Origin of the sequence: Trinickia sp. (assembly GCF_051953405.1) — a bacterium.
Lineage (GTDB): Bacteria > Pseudomonadota > Gammaproteobacteria > Burkholderiales > Burkholderiaceae > Trinickia.
This window is the reverse complement of the sequence record NZ_JBQCIV010000006.1, coordinates 41,311-57,695: the sequence shown is the minus strand read 5'-3', so window position 1 is coordinate 57,695 and position 16,385 is coordinate 41,311. Positions and strand designations below refer to the sequence as shown.

Annotated in this window: 12 protein-coding genes and 1 riboswitch; of the genes, 6 read left to right on the top strand and 6 right to left on the bottom strand. The window is 64.4% G+C overall.

The annotated features are described in order from the left end of the window. Positions 1–5 precede the first annotated feature (5 nt). Positions 6–1,061 carry a HoxN/HupN/NixA family nickel/cobalt transporter gene (locus tag ACTHN9_RS00740; protein WP_440534835.1) on the bottom strand — a complete coding sequence of 352 codons (1,056 nt, stop codon included), beginning with the start codon at positions 1,059–1,061 and terminating at the stop codon, positions 6–8. Positions 1,062–1,110: 49 nt separating this feature from the next. Then, a complete protein-coding gene (locus ACTHN9_RS00735) occupies positions 1,111–2,580 on the bottom strand; it encodes a cobyric acid synthase (RefSeq protein WP_440534834.1) in 1,470 nt (489 codons plus the stop codon). A gap of 156 nt (positions 2,581–2,736) precedes the next feature. Here ACTHN9_RS00735 and ACTHN9_RS00730 point away from each other — a divergent pair, with 156 nt between their 5' ends. The 3 genes from ACTHN9_RS00730 to ACTHN9_RS00720 are packed head-to-tail and all read left to right on the top strand — an operon-like array spanning position 2,737 to position 5,027. Then, complete coding sequence (locus ACTHN9_RS00730; protein ID WP_440534833.1) at positions 2,737–3,729, top strand: CobD/CbiB family cobalamin biosynthesis protein; 993 nt, start codon at positions 2,737–2,739, stop codon at positions 3,727–3,729. Positions 3,730–3,735: 6 nt separating this feature from the next. Further along, positions 3,736–4,794, top strand: coding sequence for a threonine-phosphate decarboxylase CobD (gene cobD, locus ACTHN9_RS00725; protein WP_440534832.1), 1,059 nt, complete (start codon positions 3,736–3,738; stop codon positions 4,792–4,794). After that, positions 4,740–5,027 (top strand): DUF1289 domain-containing protein, encoded by a 288-nt coding sequence (locus ACTHN9_RS00720; RefSeq protein ID WP_440534831.1) that lies wholly within the window; start codon positions 4,740–4,742, stop codon positions 5,025–5,027. The genes cobD and ACTHN9_RS00720 overlap by 55 nt, the downstream gene beginning before the upstream one ends. On the opposite strand, the gene ACTHN9_RS00715 is transcribed toward ACTHN9_RS00720, so the two are convergent. The 4 genes from ACTHN9_RS00715 to cobA all read right to left on the bottom strand — a co-directional run bounded on the left by ACTHN9_RS00715 (position 5,028) and on the right by cobA (position 9,669). Next, complete coding sequence (locus ACTHN9_RS00715) at positions 5,028–6,155, bottom strand: AVRPPHE avirulence protein (protein ID WP_440534830.1); 1,128 nt, start codon at positions 6,153–6,155, stop codon at positions 5,028–5,030. A 406-nt stretch (positions 6,156–6,561) separates the two neighbouring features. Continuing rightward, positions 6,562–7,863 (bottom strand): cobyrinate a,c-diamide synthase, encoded by a 1,302-nt coding sequence (locus tag ACTHN9_RS00710; protein WP_440534829.1) that lies wholly within the window; start codon positions 7,861–7,863, stop codon positions 6,562–6,564. 2 nt (positions 7,864–7,865) lie between these two features. Beyond that, complete coding sequence (cobO, locus tag ACTHN9_RS00705; protein WP_440534828.1) at positions 7,866–8,468, bottom strand: cob(I)yrinic acid a,c-diamide adenosyltransferase; 603 nt, start codon at positions 8,466–8,468, stop codon at positions 7,866–7,868. 16 nt (positions 8,469–8,484) lie between these two features. Then, on the bottom strand, positions 8,485–9,669 hold the full coding sequence (gene cobA, locus ACTHN9_RS00700; protein ID WP_440534827.1) for a uroporphyrinogen-III C-methyltransferase: 1,185 nt from the start codon (positions 9,667–9,669) through the stop codon (positions 8,485–8,487). Positions 9,670–9,883: 214 nt separating this feature from the next. After that, a riboswitch (cobalamin riboswitch) is annotated at positions 9,884–10,160 on the top strand. 58 nt (positions 10,161–10,218) lie between these two features. On the opposite strand from cobA, the gene cobW reads away from it, so the two are divergent. Genes cobW through ACTHN9_RS00685 form a run of 3 tightly spaced genes read left to right on the top strand, consistent with a single transcriptional unit; the run spans position 10,219 to position 16,280 of the window. After that, complete coding sequence (cobW, locus tag ACTHN9_RS00695; protein WP_440534826.1) at positions 10,219–11,310, top strand: cobalamin biosynthesis protein CobW; 1,092 nt, start codon at positions 10,219–10,221, stop codon at positions 11,308–11,310. 21 nt (positions 11,311–11,331) lie between these two features. After that, on the top strand, positions 11,332–15,150 hold the full coding sequence (cobN, locus tag ACTHN9_RS00690) for a cobaltochelatase subunit CobN (protein ID WP_440534825.1): 3,819 nt from the start codon (positions 11,332–11,334) through the stop codon (positions 15,148–15,150). Further along, a complete protein-coding gene (locus ACTHN9_RS00685; RefSeq protein WP_440534824.1) occupies positions 15,147–16,280 on the top strand; it encodes an ATP-binding protein in 1,134 nt (377 codons plus the stop codon). Before cobN ends, ACTHN9_RS00685 begins: the two co-directional genes overlap by 4 nt. The last annotated feature ends 105 nt before the right edge of the window (positions 16,281–16,385 follow it).

The window sequence follows — 16,385 nt, the reverse complement described above, 5'->3', positions numbered from 1 at the left end:
GTTTTTTATCCGCGCACGGAAAGATTGTCGTAACCGTTGATACGATAAACGACGATCGACGCAACCCACGCGAAGACGAACACGCCGATGATGACGAAACCCAAGTTGTTGAAGTTCTCGTTCAGCATCGCGATCAGATTCCAGAACCTGCCTTGCAGGTTGAATCGATCCGAGAGCAACCCTAGCGTTTCGATGCCGCCGATCAGCAACGCGGCGACGACCGACACCAGCGTAATCGTCAGGTTGTAGTAGAGCTTGCGAATCGGGCGGACGAATGCCCAATCGTAGGCACCGACCATCAAGATGCCGTCGGTCGTATCGACGAGCGACATGCCGGCGGCGAACAGAACCGGAAAGACGAGCACGGCGGCGATCGACAGGCCCTGGGACGCTTGACTGGCCGACATTCCCAGCAAACTCACTTCGGTGGCCGTATCGAATCCCAAGCCGAACAAAAAGCCGAGCGGAAACATCCAGACCGGTTTCGAGACGAGGCGAAACATGGGCCGGAACAAGCGGGCCAGCAATCCGCGGTTGTTAAGCAAGAGATCGAGATCGTCGTGGTTATAGGGTTGGCCGCGGCGTACGCGGTCGAATGCCTTCCATACACCGCGCAAAATCACGATGTTCATCGCGGCGATCAGAAATAAGAACAACGCGGAAACGCTGGTGGAAACGATCCCGCCGAATGCCTTCCATGCCTCGACTCGATGCTCCACCGCGGCCGCCGTCACTGCGACGATCGCCGTCACGATGAGCACGACGGCCGAGTGTCCGAGCGCGAAGAAGAAGCCGACGGACACGGGACGTTGGCCGTCTTGCATCAATTTTCGGGTGACGTTGTCGATGGCGGCGATATGGTCGGCATCGACGGCGTGACGAAGGCCGAACCCGTAGGCGAGCAGGCCGGTACTCAGTAGCAGCGGGTGCGCGCGAAACGCGACGAACGCCCAGATCCACGCGCCGATGTTGAACAGCGCGAGTACGCCATAGATGCCGCCGACGCGTTTGCGTAGTGCCCCTCGAGCCGTGACGGCAGCCGTTTGCGAATCGATGGCCATGGAGGATCCTCGAATTAAGTTGCTCTTTCGATCGATAACGACGCGCGCGCTACGTGCGGTTGTTCCAAAGCCCGTCGAGACGCACGTGCCGGGCGACCACATCCGCCAACGTGTCGATCGAAGCGAGCCTGCGTGCGTCGTGGTCGATACGCACCACATCGTGCACGCCTGCCCAGCGCAGTAGTGCTTCGCATGCATCCGGCGCGTCGAACAACCCGTGCAGATAGGTGGCTAGGATCTGACCGTCGTCGGACAATGCGCCGTCGGGGCGCGTCTCGTTGCCGGCCTGTAGCCGGAGCGCGGGACGCGCGAGCGCGGCGCCTTCGGTGGTTCCCATATGGATTTCGTAGCCCCGTGCCGGTACGCCGTCGCCTAGCAAAAGGGTGCCCGCCGTATTGACGAGTTGCTTATGCGGTTCGAGAGTCGTGACGAAGTCGAGCAATCCCAAGCCTGCGGTACTGGCCACATCGCTTTCGATTGCGAGCGGGTCGCGCAATTCGCGCCCCAGCATTTGCAGCCCCCCGCAGATCCCGATGACCTTGCCGCCGTAGCGCAGATGGCGCCGCAGATACGGCTCCCAACCGTGCGCACGCAGCGATTGCAGGTCGCGTTGCACGCTTTTGCTGCCGGGCAGGATGACAAGATCCGCGGCGGGAATGGCATCGCCCATGCGAACAAAGCGGAAATCCACTTGCGGATGCGCGCGCAACGGATCGAAATCGGTATGGTTGCTGATACGCGGCAGTGCCGGCACGACGACACGCAGGACGTCGTCCGAGGTGGGTTGCCGCCCTGGATTTTGCGGCAAGGCGTCTTCGGCGTCGAGCCAGAGCCCTTGCACGAACGGCACCACGCCCAAGACCGGCTTGCCCGTTTGCGCTTCGATCCAATCGATGCCCGGTTTGAGCAGCGAGACGTCGCCGCGAAACTTATTGATCACGATGCCCTTCACGAGCGCGCGCTCGTTTTCGGCGAGGCAGGCGAGGGTACCGAGAATTTGTGCGAACACGCCGCCTTTGTCGATATCGGCGACGAGCACCACCGGACAATCGACCGCGGTCGCGAACCCCATGTTGGCGATGTCGCCTTCGCGAAGATTGACTTCGGCCGGACTGCCCGCGCCTTCGACCAACACGAGGTCCGTCTTGGCGCGCACCCTGGCGAACGATTCGAGCACGGCCTGCTTGGCGATCGGTTTATACAGATGGTAGGCACGCGCATCGAGGTTGCCTATCGATCGGCCGTGCACGATCACCTGGGCGCCGATCTCGCTGTTGGGCTTGAGCAGCACGGGATTCATGTCGACTTCGGGGGCGATGCCGGCCGCCAGCGCCTGCCAGGCTTGCGCCCGACCGATTTCGCCGCCGTCGACGGTCACCGCACTGTTGAGCGACATGTTCTGCGGCTTGAACGGCGCGACGCGCAAGCCGCTGCGCGCGGCGATGCGGCATAGGGCGCCGACGAGGGTGCTTTTCCCCGAGTCGGAACTCGTGCCCTGAATCATCAACATGCCAGTCATGTCGCTCGTCCTAAACGGCACAACAAGGGTGCAGGGAACGCGTGGCGCCCCGCGCGGCGGGAACGTATCATGTCCACCCACGATTGAAAGACTAAAGGAAGGAGTGTAATTGAACGCTCGTCAAGGACGCCACCGCATGTTTCGCCGCCACATCGCATGAGTGGACTCTCCGCCCCGATCACGTGCGCGTTGTGCTTTGCCGGTGTCGCCGTGGATGCTTTATTCGGCGAGCCGTCCCGCGCGCATCCGCTGGTGGCTTTCGGCCGGCTCGCCGCGCGCATCGAGCGAACGCTGAATCCCGACCGGCATGCGGCGCATCGGTCGATACCAAGCGATCTTCCAGCGCCCGCCTCGCGACCGGTCACGGCGCGGATCGCCGGCGTAGTCGGCTGGAGCATGGCCGTCGTTCCGCCGGTCGCCTTGCTTGCCGTGTTGACGCACGCTTTGCCGCCGATGCTCTCGTGGCCCCTGCATGTCCTCGCGCTTTGGTTCGCCCTGGGCGCGCGGAGCCTCGTCGACCATATCGCGCCGGTGGAACAGGCGCTGAACGCGGGCGACCTCGTGCTCGCGCGCGCATTGACCTCGCGCGTGGTCACCCGCGATCTCGCCGATGCCGATGAACCCGCCGTCGCAAAGGCGGCCATCGAGTCTGCGCTGGAAAACGGCAACGACGCGATCTTCGGCGCACTATTTTGGTTCGTCGTTGCCGGCGGAGCTGGGGCCGTTGCCTTCCGCCTCGTCAATACGCTCGATGCGATGTGGGGCTACCGGACGCCGCGCATGCGATATTTCGGTTGGGCCGCGGCACGGCTCGACGATGCGGCGAACTACGTTCCCGCACGCCTCACGGCGCTGGCGTACGCCCTGTGCGGCAACGCGCGCCGCGCATTCGAATGTTGGCGAACGCAGGCGGCAGCATGGGAGAGTCCGAACGCCGGGCCTGTGATGGCCAGCGGCGCGGGCAGCCTAGAAGTGGCTTGCGGCGGCGCCGCTCGGTACCACGGCATGCTCGAGGCGCGGCCCGTGCTCGGCTGCGGGCCGGCGCCGCAAGCGAACGACGTCAAGCGGGCGTTGTCGCTCGTCAAACGTTCCATGGCTTTATGGCTTGCGGCCCTTGCAGCAGTGGCTGCCGTCTCGACGTTCTTTTGAAAGCCCATGTTCAATCTAGCTGACGCAATCGAAGTGCCGCACGGCGGCAATCTGGGCGAAGCGGCCGTGCGTTACGGCATTCCCCGTGAAAACTGGATCGACTTATCGACCGGTATCAATCCGCACGGCTATCCGGTCCCCCCTATCGATCCGCAGGCCTGGATCCGATTGCCGGACGACGACGACGACCTCGAAGCGATCGCCGCCGCGCATTACGGCGCGCCACGGGCGTTGGCTGTCGCAGGCACGCAGGCCGCCATACGTATGCTGCCGGCCGTGTTGCCCAAAGGGCACATCGGCGTGGGGCGGTTGACCTATGGCGAATACGCGCCGGCATTCGAGCGAGCGGGTTTTCAGGTCGAGCGGTTCGTGACGTCGCCATTTGCCGATTTGCACGCTCAGGCATCGTTCGTTCTCGATCCGGCGCGCGAATTGCCCGAGGATCTGCTGCATTTGATCCTCGTGAACCCCAACAACCCTGGGGCCGAGCGGTACACGCCGGACCAGGTGATGCAATGGCGCGAACAACTGAGGGCCCGCGGCGGAACGTTGATCGTGGACGAGGCGTTCGTCGAATCGATGCCCGAATTGAGCGTGGCGAACCGCGTGAACGACGAAGGGTTGATCGTGCTGCGCTCGATCGGCAAGTTTTTCGGTTTGGCCGGCGCGCGCGTCGGGTTCGTGCTCGGCTGCGCGCGTATCGATCGAGCCATGCGTTATCTGCGCGGCCCGTGGAGCGTATCGGGGCCCGCGCGTGGGGTCGTGCGTACGGCGCTGCTCGATACGGACTGGCAGGCGCAAACTCGAGCGAACCTCGCCGCTTCCGGCGCTCGGCTCGCCGAATTGTTAGCGCGATTTCATCCGGCGGTATCGCACACGCCGTTGTTTTCATGGGTGCGCGATGCGCAAGCGGCCCGGTGGCAGGATAAACTCGCGCGACACGGCATTTGGGTGCGTCGGTTCGACGCGATAGCGGGCTTCCGCTTCGGGCTTCCTGCCGATGAAGCGGCATGGGCTCGACTCGAGGCAGCGTTGAACGTGGTAAAGGCGGAGATGGGGATTTGATGGAAAAGGATGAAGTTGTCGATCGAAACGAAGCGCTTGCGCAGGCCATTGCCTTCGCCCGGACGCAAACGCCGGTCGGATCGCCCTGCATCGATGTGTGCCGGTTGGATCCGGCAAGCGGATATTGCGAGGGATGTCTTCGCAGCCGCGATGAAATCAAGGCGTGGAAGTCGATGGGCGATCGGGAACGGCTGGCGCTTTTGATGTCTTTGGGGACGAGAATGCGCGATTAACTACCGATCGTCGCGCTCGAACTGCTGCGGGTGCGGTTCCAGCGGGAAGCCGCGCAAGTCCACCGCCACGTCTGCAATGCGCGTGGCTGTGCGTACCACGCCTTGCACGCCCTGCGCGCCCAGTCTTCGCGCCATCGCGGTGGCGTGGATCTGATGGCGCATCGGAGCCATCCATTGTTCGCCGGTCAACACGGGGTCGGCCGATTCGTGCGCGGTGAACTCCGGCGGTGGCGCCAACGGCGCGGTATTCAACGGTCGGAAGATCGCTCTCGACGCACTCACCGCAAACTCGGGCCTGACGACGGCCGTCGGATCCCAGAGGTTTTCCTCCTGGTACCGAAACTTCGGCCCGACCTTTTTCATCTGTTTGCGGAACTGCGCTTCCAATCTCGCTTGCGGCAGCTTTTGCACCTCCGCGTGAACGTGGGCGCCGTAGGTCGGGTTGTAGTCGTGCTGGTGCACGGTCTCTTGTTCGTCGTGCGAGAACGCGCCGTCTTCCGCAAAGATCGCGGAGCCCTTGCCATGGGCATCCATGACGATCCGACGTTCTCCCTCCGACCCCTCGCCGCGCCATTCGGCCCACTCGTGGTCTTCTGTCTTGTGTCCCATGGTGTAGACCTGTTCGCCCTCCCGCATACGGGCCGCATGCAAAAAGGCAGCGATATCGGCATGTTCCGCGCAATTGCCTGCTTGCGCCGTCATCGCGCTAGCTACCCTGCTGACGTCCGGGGCCACTCCGGTAGCAAGAAGCTTCTGCTCCAACCGGCGGCCTGCCTCCGTACGAACGGTACTCTGCCCGCCACTGTAGTCGATGTCGGCTGTTACGTTGCCTCGGCCATGCCTGAGGGCCTTGCGCGTAGCGATGACGGTCTGGTTCGCGCTCCTTAAGCTGTCGAAATCCGCCCCCTCGACAGGGCCGGCGACGAGTTCTCTCGCCATCACGTAGCCGCCGAATTGGCATTCGCCATCGGGCAGCGCGTGGCGCGGTGCAAGGCCCGACAGCATCCCCGAGGCGCGGGGCGAGCTGCTCGTTGATTCGGCGACATGCCGCGCGTCGCGTGAGGTCTCGCCTTCCTCGGACACCGTAGGGTGAAAGCAGCACAGGACCGATTTCAACGGGGAGGGCATTGGGCGGCTCCTTAGGACGCGATATAAGCGGGGTGCGGGCAGCTTAAGCACGCTAGAGGCGTCACGCCAAAGGCCACAGCGAAATGGCGGGGCGGGGAGCGAAACATCGCTGCCTTGGCGTCTTTGGAGCAGCGAATCGAAGCGGGCGTTCGTCAGCCTACCCTGAGCGCCTCCTAAGGATCCGCTAAGCCTCGCGCGGATATCTTCTCCAGCGTGCCGATCGACGTTGGCAGCGCTGCGTGCCGGTGCGCCTAACCAGGCCGATTGCAAGGCGGCAATGACGCATTTGCTGGAAACATTCGACTCGCTCACGAGCAAGGCTTGATCGACGCTCGCACGGCGCTGGCGCAACGAGGACAACGGCCGGGCACGGCAACGACACACGACGCGGCAAAAACCCGGTGCCCTAAATCGCCGTCCCCACGAACAACGCTGCCGCCAGCGCCGGATTCGACGGCCAATAGCCGTGCATATAAGAGGCCGTGATCGCCCCCGAGCGAAACACGGGCTCTCCCGGAGGCCCGCCTTGCGGCCGCGTGGCGCGACATACCGGATGCATCTCGGTGGTCATGCTGGAGTAGTGAAAGGCGTGCCCGGTCATCGTGCCGTGCTGCGTCGAGTTCAGCATCTGCATCCCGAGCGCGCAAAGCCGTTCGTGCATCGCCGCGTGGCCCTGCAGCAGCCCGAGCATAGGGGTGCGAACGCCCTCGCTATCCGTCAAGCTTTCGAGCAAGTACAGCATTCCGCCGCATTCGGCCACGATCGGCTTGCCCGAGTGGGCGTGCGACCGTATCGCCGCGGCGCAAGCCGTATTGGCGGCGAGCGTGGCGGCATGCAGTTCGGGATAGCCGCCGGGCAAGAAGAGCGCATCGGCCGCGCTCGGAACGGGCTCGTCCGCCAGCGGCGAAAAGAATGACACACGAGCGCCAAGTGCCTGAAGCAGATCGACGTTGGCGGGATACACGAACGAAAACGCCGCGTCGCGCGCGATCGCAATATGCCGGCCGGCAAGCAACGGCGGCAGCACGCGCGCAGGCGGAGCCTCGAACGAGACCGGCGGCGGCAAGTCGGCCAGTGCCGTATCGGCCAGGGCATCGGCCGTCAGCGCGATGCGTTCTGCGAGCCGATCGATCTCGCTGGCCTGGTGCAAGCCCAGGTGCCGTTCGGGTAGCGCGATCCGTTCGGAGCGAGGGAGATGACCGAGCCAACGAACATCGGAAGGCAGACTCTCTTGAAGCATCTGCGCATGACGCGCCGAGCCGGTGTGATTGGCCAGCACCCCGTAGACCGATACGTCCGATCGATAGTGCGCCAACCCGAAGGCCACCGCCCCGAACGTCTGCGCCATGGCCTTCGCCGAAATCACCGCGGCAACGGGCACGCCGAAGGCCACGGCGAGGTCGGCGCTGCTGGGTGTCCCATCGAACAGCCCCATCACACCTTCGATCAAGATCAGGTCGGCATCATCGGCCGCCTCGGCCAACAGCCGGCGGCAGAGGTCGTCCCCCACCATCCATAGATCGAGCGATTGCACCGGCATGCCGCTCGCGCGCTCGAGGATCATGGGATCCAGAAAGTCGGGTCCCGTCTTGAACACGCGCACCCTTCGGCCAAGCCGGCGATGCAACTGCGCAAGGCCGGCCGTGACGGTCGTCTTGCCTTGCCCGGATGCCGGGCCGGCGATCAACAGGGCGGGGCAGGCAGGCATCGTCAGAACTCGATGCCGCGTTGCGCTTTCACCCCTTGCTCGCGATAGGGATGCTTGACGAGCCGCATCTCGGTGACGAGATCGGCCGCTTCGATGAGCGCATCGGGCGCATGGCGACCGGTCACGACGATATGCTGCATCGGCGCGCGCGCCGTCAGCACGCCAAGCACTTCGTCGAGCGGCAGATAGTCGTACTTCAGGACGGTGTTGAGTTCGTCGAGAATGACCAGCCGATAGTTGCCGCTCTCGATCATCGCGACGGCCTCGTTCCAGCCTTTGCGGGCGGTTGCCATATCGGCTTCGCGGTTCTGGGTGTTCCAGGTATAGCCGTCGCCCATCGTGACGAAATCGCATCGCGCGTGCGCGCCGAGGAAGTCTCGCTCGGACGTATGCAAGGCGCCTTTGATGAACTGGACGATGCCGACGCGTTCGTCGTGACCGAGCATGCGCACCGCCATGCCGAATGCCGCCGTGCTTTTACCCTTGCCGTTGCCGGTGTTGACGATCAACAAGCCTTTCTCGAGCGTGGCCGACGCTTGCTTCTTTTCGTGGCCTTCGCGACGCCGCTGCGTCATGCGCAGATGCGATTCATTGTCGGTCTTCATGATCCGTTCCTTGCACTTAGACTTGAACTCGCGGTAGGGCGCGATGCGTCCCATGTTCCGCCGACGAAGCGGCGATCGCCACCGTCACGGCGTCCGTCGCACGCTTGCCGCGCACCAGCGTCCCCCCGGGCGAGGCCAGCAACGCGCACGGCTCGCATACGCCGGGAACGCCGGCCCACTCCTGGACAACCTCGGAACCGCGTAACGACGAACCGGACGAACCGGACGAACCGGACGAATCGCGCGCGAAGCACTCTTGCACCTCTTTCGCCGAAAACGTCGTTAATCGTAGACGGTGGCGTTCGCAGAACGCAACGAGTCCCGGTTCGTCCGCTTTCGAATCGAGCGTCGCGACACACGCAACGTCGGCCATCGTATGCGGCGCGAGCGCCGGTAGAACCGCGGCTTCGATCTGTTCGACGGTGACGCCACGCCGACATCCAATCCCGACCGCCAGCGAGCGGCCAGGCGCGGCGGCCGCCTGTGTGTACGACGCGAGCGCCGCCACGCTGCCGATCACCAGGATCGCCGGCGATCCGAGGCCCATGCGCCGGACTTCGGCCGGCAAGGCTTCCAGCGATGCCAGGGTTTGCCGCTGCCCCGGCAGCGTAGCCGATTCGATGGCGGCACAAGGCGTGGCCGCCGGCATCTCGGCGCGCAGCAGGGCATCGACGATATCGTCTAGCCGCCGCATGCCCATATAGATAACGAGCGTGAGGCCCGTGGCGGCCAGCGCCCGCCAATCGGGTTCCTGCTCGCCAGCGCTGTGTCCGGTGACGAAAATTGCGCCCTGCGCCATCCCGCGATGCGTGACCGGAATCCCTAATGTGGCCGGCGCCGCGATGCCGGCCGTGATGCCGCTAACGATCTCGACTTGGATGCCCGCGGCGCGCAACGCCAGCAACTCTTCACCCCCGCGGCCAAAGACGAACGGATCGCCGCCCTTTAGCCGGGCCACGCTTCGGCCGGCGCCTAGATGCGCGAGCATCGTCGCGATGATCTCGTCCTGCGGCGTCGACGCGCTGCCGCCGCGCTTGCCGACATGCACGATCTGCGCGTCGGCGCGCGCCATGTCGAGGATCTCGGGGTTGACCAGATCGTCGACGAGCACGACATCGGCCTGCGCGAGCGCGCGCATGGCCTTGACGGTGATCAATTCGGCGTCGCCCGGGCCCGCGCCGATCAGCCAGGCTCGACTCATCGCGGCCGCCCCCAGGCGGATCGATGGACCGGCGTGCGCGGGAAGCGGGCGGCGCCGGCTCGCGTACCGCGCGAGCAGAGGGCCCATGAGGCGCCGAGGCGAGGGGACATGGTTGCGGAAAGCCGAATTCGAAGGGCAATGAAGATACCACAGGCCTTATGCCGTCGCGGCTGTACCGGGTCGGTTCTTCCTTGACGGACCCACCCCATGTACCTAAACTCGCGACTAATCTGGTGCTCGCGCGTGCGTTCCGATACGCGCAGTTAAACGGGAAACAGCGGTTCGGCATGGCGAGGCATCGCCGCGAACCTACCTGTGCTGCCCCCGCAACGGTAAGCGAACGTGTCGCATGCGTGCGATACACGGCCGGCTTCGGTACCTGCATCGGCATGCAGGTTCAATACCACTGCGCTTTAGCCTGACCGGCTGGCGTGGGAAGGTGAAGCGGTCTGTTCGTCAGCCCGGATACCGGCCGGAGAAGACGACAGGCGCTGCGGGTAGGCGGCGCGCTGTCGACACATCGGTGCTTCGTCACATTTTTCCGCCATTATGTCGACCCCCATGCGCAAGATCCCCGTGACCGTCATCACGGGCTTTCTCGGCAGCGGTAAAACCACGCTGCTGCGTCATATGCTGTCCCAGGCTAACGGCCTGCGTATCGCCGTGATCGTGAACGAGTTCGGCGAACTCGGAATCGACGGCGAAATCCTGAAGGGCTGCGGCATCGGCTGCGACGAGGCCGGCAACGAGCAGGCCGGGCAGTTGTACGAGCTGGCTAACGGGTGCTTGTGCTGCACCGTGCAGGAAGAATTTTTTCCCGTCATGGAAGCGCTGGTCGAGCGGCGTTCCACCATCGATCACGTGTTGATCGAGACTTCGGGCCTCGCGCTGCCGAAGCCATTGGTACAGGCGTTCAACTGGCCCTCGATCCGCAACAGCTTCACTGTCGATGCGGTGGTGACAGTGGTGGACGGGCCCGCGGCCGCTAGCGGACAATTTGCCGCCGATCCGAGCGCGGTGGACGAGCAGCGCAAGCGCGATCCGAATCTCGATCACGAATCGCCGCTACATGAGTTGTTCGAGGATCAACTGAGTTCCGCCGATCTCGTCGTGCTGAACAAAACGGATCTGCTCGACGAATCGGCGCAAGCGGCCGTTTCGGCGCTCATCCGCGAAGACATTCCCCCCCACGTGAAAATCGTGCCCGCTTGCAACGGCAAACTCGATCTGCCGGTCCTGCTCGGTTTGAATTCGGCGTCGGAGGCGACGATCGACGAACGGCCCGATCATCATGGTTCAGGCGATGATCACGATCACCATCACGACGATTTCGATTCCGTCATGGTCTCGGGTTCGCCGGCCACGCGCGAGGGGGCGGTCGCCGCGCTCGCGCAACTCGTCGAAAAACATACGATCTATCGCGCGAAGGGATTCGCCGCGCTGCCGAATGCGCCGATGCGGCTCGTCATTCAAGGGGTGGGCCAGCGTTTCGACAGCTATTTCGATCGCCGCTGGCGCGACGACGAACCGCGTGCGAGCAAGTTCGTTTTAATCGGCGAGGACTTGGACGTGGCGGTGCTGCAACGCGAGTTCGACGCGGCGCTGGCCGCTCACTCGGCTACGCCGGCCGCGGCCGTCTAGCTACCTTCAGGCGCACCTCGCATGCACTTGCTACGTACGGTCCCGGGCGGCTTCGTCGATGACACGGCCGGGGTCGTCCGTATCGATCAGCGCCCGGGCGATATCGTCGTCCTCAGTTCGGCCGATACCACGCTATCGCTGCTCGCCGGCGTAATCGACCGCCTCGGCCCCGGCTTTCCGAGCCTGCGGCTGACGAACGTCACCTACCTGCGTCAGCCCGCGTCCGTCGATTTCTATGTCGACGATGTCTTGCAGCATGCGCGCGTCGTCGTGATCGACCATCTGGGCGGAGAAAGCTACTGGCCCTACGGCATCGAACGCGTCGTCGATCTGGCGAGGCGCAAAGGGCAAACGCTCGTCATGTTCTCGGGCGATTTGCAGGAAGACCCGAATCTGATCGCGCAAAGCACGGCCAGTCCCGAGTTTTGTACGCGCTTATGGCGCTATTTGCGCGAGGGCGGGCCGGCCAACGCCGAAGCATTCCTCCGCGCGATTGCTTGGCGTGCGCTTGGCTGGGGCGAGGAGCCGCCGTTGCCGGTGTTCGTGCCGAACGCCACGCTCTATCATCCGCAGCACGATCGGCCGACGATCGCCGAGTGGCAGGCACGTTGGCGAGCCGGTTCGCCCGTGGTCGCCATTCTCTTTTATCGGGCGCATCTTCAGGCGTCGAACACGGCCGTATTCGATGCGCTCATCGACGCACTCGAGGCGCGCGCGCTAAACCCGCTGCCGATAGCGATTACCTCGCTCAAGGATGCCGTCAGCCTAGACTTGGTCGCGCAACTGTGCCGCGAGCACGAAGTCGGGCTCGTGCTCAACACAACGGCGTTCGCGGCGTCGGCACCCGGCGACGACGCTTCGCCCGAGTTCGGTCTCGATGCGCCCGTCTTGCAGGTCATTCTGAGCGGCGGCAATCGCGAAGATTGGATCAAGGACGATCAGGGCCTCAATTCGCGCGATATCGCCATGCATGTCGCGCTGCCGGAAGTGGACGGCCGCATCATTACGCGCGCGATCAGCTTCAAGGGCTTGGCGTATCGGTGCCCGCATACCGAAGTCGATGTCGTGCGCTACCAGCCGGATTCCGAGCGCGTGGCGTTCGTCGCTGAGTTGAGCCGGCGGTGGTGCCGGCTGCGCACGCTGCCCAACGACGAAAAGCGCCTAGCGTTGGTGCTCGCGAACTATCCGGCGAGCGAAGGGCGAATCGGAAACGGCGTAGGACTCGATACGCCAGCGTCGGTCGTCGAAATCCTGCGGTCGTTGCATAGCGAGGGCTATCGCCTCGACGCGCCACCCGCCGATGGCGATGCGCTCATGGCGCGCTTGACCGAGGGTGTGACGAACGACCCCGATGTGCGCGATCTGCGTCCGGCCTTGCAAAGTCTTTCGCTCGACGATTACCGAACTGCGTTCGCGGCGCTCCCGGCCGAAATCCGTCAGGCACTGAACGATCGCTGGGGGCCGCCGGAAAGCGACCCCACCGTGCGCCGCGGGCGGTTCATGATCGCCGGATGGCGATGCGGGCGCGTGTTCATCGGGATCCAACCGTCGCGCTCGCGCATAGCGGGCGATTATGCGAGCTATCACGACGCCGATCTCGTCCCGCCGCACGCCTATTTGGCGTTCTACTTCTGGCTGCGCCACGCCTTTCGAATCGATGCGCTCGTGCACGTCGGCAAGCATGGCAGCCTCGAGTGGCTGCCCGGCAAGAGCGTGGCACTCAGCGAACGTTGTTGGCCCGACCTGACGCTCGGGCCGATGCCGCATCTGTATCCGTTCATCGTCAACGATCCGGGCGAGGGCAGTCAGGCGAAGCGACGCGCACAGGCGGTCATCATCGATCACCTAATGCCGCCGCTTACGCGGGCCGAATCGTATGGACCGCTGCAGGATCTAGAGCGTCAGGTCGACGAATATTACGAAGCCCTGTTGGTCGACGCGAGGCGTGCCAAGCTGCTGCGCGGCACGATCCTTCAAACGATCGTCGAACACCGGCTGCACGAGGAGTTGAGTCTCGCGAAGCCTAGCGGACAAGACGAAGAAGATGCGCTGCTGACGCGCGTCGATGCGTGGCTGTGCGAGTTGAAAGAAACGCAAATTCGCGACGGCCTACATGTGTTCGGCCGCTCGCCGCAGGGGCGCGAGCGGCGCGATACGTTGCTCGCGCTGGCGCGTTTTCCCGTCGGCGACGGGCGCGGGAAAAACGCCGGTCTCATCGATGCGCTCGCGCGCGATCTGCAACTCGCCGAGGGGTTCGATCCGTTGACTGCGGATTGGTCGGCTCCCTGGACGGGGCCGCGCCCGGCGATGCTGGAACGGCTTGCCGATACACCCTGGCGTCACAACGGCGACACGCGCGAACGGCTGGAACTGCTCGCGCAGGCGTTGCTGGATACATGGGCGCCCCCGAACTCGAACCGAGAGAGTGCTCGCATCGACGCCGCGTCGATTTCATCGTTACCGCTGGCCTCGCAAGTGCTCGATCGCGTGCGCGAAGACATCGTGCCGCGTCTAGACGCATGCGGCAGCGAGGAATTGCGGCAGCTCAAGCGCGGCCTCGAGGGGCGCTTCGTGCCGCCCGGCCCGAGTGGATCGCCGTCGCGCGGACGGCCCGACGTGCTGCCGACCGGACGCAATTTTTATTCCGTCGACACGCGGGCCATCCCAACCCAGGCAGCCTGGGCGCTGGGGCTAAAATCGGCGCGGCAATTGCTCGAGCGGCACTTGCAGGAGCATGGCGATTACCCGCGTGCGATCGGGCTGTCGATCTGGGGCACCGCCACGATGCGCACGGGCGGCGACGACATCGCTCAGGCGCTGGCGTTGCTCGGGGTGCGGCCCAAGTGGGCGCCGGGCAGCCATCGCGTGACCGACTTCGAGATCTTGCCGGCCGGTGTGCTCGAGCGGCCCCGGATCGACGTCACGCTGCGCGTATCGGGATTTTTCCGCGATGCGTTCCCGAACGTCATGCACCTGTTCGATGCGGCCGTGCAAGCCGTGGCCGAACTCGACGACGAACCGGACGACGTCAATCCGATCCGTGCACGCGTGATGCGAGAGCGAGATGCGTGGGTGGCACGCGGGCTCGACGCGGCCGAGGCTCGCAAGCGCGCAGGCTGGCGCGTATTCAGTTCGAAGCCCGGTGCCTACGGCGTGGGATTGCAGCAAATCATCGACGCGGGAATGTGGGACACCGATGCGGATTTGGCCGATGCCTACCGAGCGTTCGGTGGGTACGCGTATGCCTCGTCCAGTGCGGGCGAGCATGCACATGGCGCCTTTACGACTCGGCTGGCGAGCATCGACGTCGTGCTGCAAAACCAGGACAACCGCGAGCACGATCTGCTCGATTCGAACGATTACTACCAGTTTCAGGGCGGTATGGCGGCTGCCGTGCGGCACTTCTCGGGGCAGCAGCCACGGATGTATCACGCCGATCACAGCAACCCCGACGCGCCGCGCGTGCGCCCGCTCAGCGAGGAGATTGCCCGCGTGATTCGTTCGCGTGTCGTCAACCCGAAGTGGCTCGACGGCGTCAAACGGCATGGGTACAAGGGCGCGGCGGAGATTGCGGCGACCGTCGACTACTTGTTCGGATACGACGCCACGGCACGCGTCGTGTCGGATCATCAATACGCGCTTGTCACCGATGCGTACTTGAACGATCCCGATACGCGAGCGTTCATGCAACGACACAATCCGCATGCACTTCATTCTGTTTGCGAGCGGTTGCTCGAAGCGATCGGGCGGGGGCTATGGCAAGCGCCCGGCGCCTACCGCGCGCAAATCGAAGAACACTTGCTGACCGCCGAGCAGCAAATCGAAGAGAGGTCGTCTTGAATCCGAATCGATCGAACCCGTCCCTATCTCCTTCGGGTGGGGGCGTGCCGCCGTTTCCGCTCAGCGCGTTGGTGGGCCAGGACGCATTGCGCGAAGCCTTGTTGCTCGTCGCGGTCGATCCGTCGATCGGCGGCGTGCTCGTGAGCGGCCCGCGCGGCACAGCGAAATCGACGGCGGCGCGTTCGCTTGCCGAATTGCTGCCCGATGGGCACTTCGTTACATTGCCGTTGGGCGCGAGCGAGGATCGGGTGGTGGGTACGCTCGATCTCGACGAAGCACTGCGCGCGGGCGAGATCAAGTTTTCGCCCGGGTTGCTGGCTCGGGCGAACAACGGCGTGCTTTATGTCGATGAAGTGAATCTGCTGGCCGATGCGTTGGTCGATGTGGTGTTGGATGCGGCCGCGAGCGGCATCAACGTGATCGAGCGCGATGGGATCTCTCATAGCCATCCCGCACGGTTCGTGCTGATCGGCACGATGAATCCCGAAGAAGGGGAACTGCGGCCGCAGTTGCTGGATCGATTCGGTTTGATGGTGCAGTTGGAGAACTGCTTCGATCCCGACGTTAGGCAGCGGATCGTCAAGGCTCGCATGGCCTTCGATTTGGACCCCGATGCGTTCCGCGAATCTTATGCAACCGAGCAGCAAAGCTTGGCGCGAGGCATTTGCGAGGCGAGGGCGGTTTTGTCGACACTCACGATCGGCGACGACGTTCATGAGGCCGTCGCGATGCGCTGCATCGAAGCGGCCGTAGACGGCATGCGCGCCGATCTCGTCATGCTACGGGCGGCGCGAGCCTTGGCCGCCTTGGAATCGGCCACGGCCGTCACGGGCGAGCACGTCGAGCGGGTAGCCGATCTCGTGCTAGGGCATCGGCGACGCGAGCCGACTCAGCGCACGAACGATGCGCAGAGCCGATCCGCGCCAGCGAATCGAGAACGCGAACAAGGCCGCGGCGACGAACGCGCAGCGGGCGACCGGAACGTTGCAGCCGGAGCGTCTGCGGGATCGGGATCCGACGGTCTCGGCGGCTCCGGCCATGACGATCCCGATTGGGGCTATCTACCGCCCGAGTCCGCGGGCATCGTCAACGTCAAAGGCGTGATCCCGCTCTCGGCAAAAAAACGCTGAGCCATCGAAAAGGCGCCGCCGCTGAGTCACCTAGCGGATTTCGATGGCAAACCGGCGTTCGTGGCGCTCATGGCGTCACGGCGCGCGGGGTATCGGCAGGCACCG